Here is a 2,219-nt window from a genome sequence, read left to right as displayed (position 1 = left end):
TCTTGTTCCCAGATTTTGGCAGGGGATGGCATGTGACACCGCCTTTTATTTAAGGAAGAAGAGCCCCATCATGGCACAATAGGGATTACGGCTGTAGTATTAGTACTACAGCCGTATTTGTTTTTCTCAATCGGAAATATGCCCGTAGAACAGCTTGAAATGATACGGTTTCTCAGTTTATTGATTATCAGATAACACGTTAATTTTGGGATGATTACGGCTGTAGTATTAGATAATGTCGTCATAAAATGTTTAACCAAAGAACGAGACAACGGATCTGAACGGCAGCAAGAAATGAGGCACTAGTTTTGGCATAACGGGTCGCTATACCACGCCAACGTTTAAGGTGGAGAAAAGCATTTTCAACTAACTGCCTGAACCGATAGCGTTCCCGGTCATATTCTCGTTTCATTTTGCGATTTTTGCGGCTGGGAATTTGCGTTTCCATGCCTTGTTTTTTTGCTTGTTTAACAACGGCATTGCTATCATAACCCCGATCCGTCAATAAATGTTCCGCATCGATTCCTTCAGTCAAGACCCCAGCTTGTGAACAATCCGCTGTGGTACCGCGTGTAATAAGCGCTCTGACCGGTATACCATGCGCATCCAAGGCCAGGTGTATCTTGGTATTAAGCCCCCTTTTTTATGTCCCATATCCTGATTGCCTCCTTTTGCCCCTGCAGCATGGGGATGAACCTTAATGTGACTGGCGTCAATCATTAGCCATTCGAAATCCGGTTCAGAGATAAGTTCTTCAAGCAATCCTTCCCATACGCCTTTGTCACGCCACCGACAAAAACGGCGATGCGTATTTTTCCAATCACCATAATCGGGGGGGAATCTTACCAGGGGGCACCTGTCCATAAAATCCAGAATACCGCATTAATAAACTGTCGATTATCATAAGCGACACGTCCCCAGGCGCCCTGGTAGGTGAGGCGCAAGTAAATTCAGAGATATCGTGACGACGGTGTGCAGGTGTGCTCATGGTTAAAGTCATCATTCATGTAATAAAGGGTTACTATTACATAGATAAATTCATGACGGCACTATCTAATACTACAGCCGTAATCATCCCAAAATTAACGTGTTATCTGATAATCAATAAACTGAGAAACCGTATCATTTCAAGCTGTTCTACGGGCATATTTCCGATTGAGAAAAACAAATACGGCTGTAGTACTAATGAATTGAATGAATATATTGACGAAAGTTTTCTTGAAGAGACGGTTGTAAATATTCTGCTTAATTTACCGTGGGAATCAGACGAACGCGGTGAATTAAGAGATAAAGTGTTCGCAATTATTGATTTGTATTAGTTCAGGCTAGTTCTGACACTTCGATTTGAAAAGAAGAGAGTTACCCGTTTTTATTAAAGATGCTGAATCTTAAATCAAAGAAACTAAGAGGTAACTCTCATGCTACATATTAATAGTATGCCTATTTGGAGAACATTCAGATGGTAAAGATTGATGTAACCTGCCCCTTTTGTTATGCAGTTAAGGAGATCCACTGCAATGGGCGCCCACGCTCTGACCATCAACGTTGTTTTTGTCAATCCTGCCGTCATTCTTGGTAACTTGAATCCACTTATGTCGCATGTCATCCCGGCACACATAAGCAAATCGTCGATATGGCTATGAATAGAATGAGATGTCGGGCAACACACGTGTGATGAGGATTGGTCTGAATACCGTCCTTCGTCATTTAAAAAATTCAGACCCAAATCGGTAACAGAAACCGTTGCTCCCGGCATAGAAGTGATTGTCTGATATGAAATGGATGAGCAGTGGTCGTACGTGAAGTCAAAGAATTAGCTTCGTTGGTTCTTTTATGCTTATGACAGGATTAGGCGAAAAGTGATCGCCCACGTTTTTGGTTCAAGGACAAAGAAAACATTGATGCGTCTGATGGAGTTGCTAACGTTTTTCAACATTGTGATCTCTATGACTGATGTCTGGAGAAACTATGAAAAAACGCTGGAGGGAAAACTGCACGTAGTCAGCAAGCGTTATGCACAACGCATAAAGAGACATAATCTGAATCTTCGTCAGCACTTGGCAAGACTGACTCGCAAAACGTTGTCTTTTTCAAAATCCGTCGAAATAATGGGATGGACGCCCCATTTAAGCGGCATCAGTGTGCCAAAATGGCAGTGTATTCAACACAGCCATTTAATAACGGGAGCGTCCACCATGAAGATTACAACAGTTGGTATC

At 42.3% G+C, this 2,219-nt stretch carries 1 protein-coding gene and 2 pseudogenes; 2 read left to right on the top strand and 1 reads right to left on the bottom strand.

From position 1 onward, the window contains the following. Nucleotides 1-241: 241 nt before the first annotated feature. Nucleotides 242-988 (bottom strand): annotated as a pseudogene (locus tag Xvie_RS20070) (IS5 family transposase). On the opposite strand from Xvie_RS20070, the gene Xvie_RS20065 reads away from it, so the two are divergent. Both Xvie_RS20065 and Xvie_RS20060 read left to right on the top strand, forming a co-directional pair. After that, on the top strand, nucleotides 987-1,319 hold the full coding sequence (locus tag Xvie_RS20065) for a hypothetical protein (protein ID WP_086110855.1): 333 nt from the start codon (nucleotides 987-989) through the stop codon (nucleotides 1,317-1,319). The pseudogene Xvie_RS20070 and the gene Xvie_RS20065 sit on opposite strands and share 2 nt — an antisense overlap. 140 nt (nucleotides 1,320-1,459) lie before the next feature. Then, a pseudogene (locus Xvie_RS20060) lies at nucleotides 1,460-2,108 on the top strand (IS1 family transposase); the annotation flags it as partial. Nucleotides 2,109-2,219: the final 111 nt, after the last annotated feature.

This window comes from Xenorhabdus vietnamensis, from assembly GCF_002127535.1.
Taxonomy (GTDB): domain Bacteria; phylum Pseudomonadota; class Gammaproteobacteria; order Enterobacterales; family Enterobacteriaceae; genus Xenorhabdus; species Xenorhabdus vietnamensis.
This window is presented reverse-complemented; position numbering and strand designations above follow the sequence as displayed.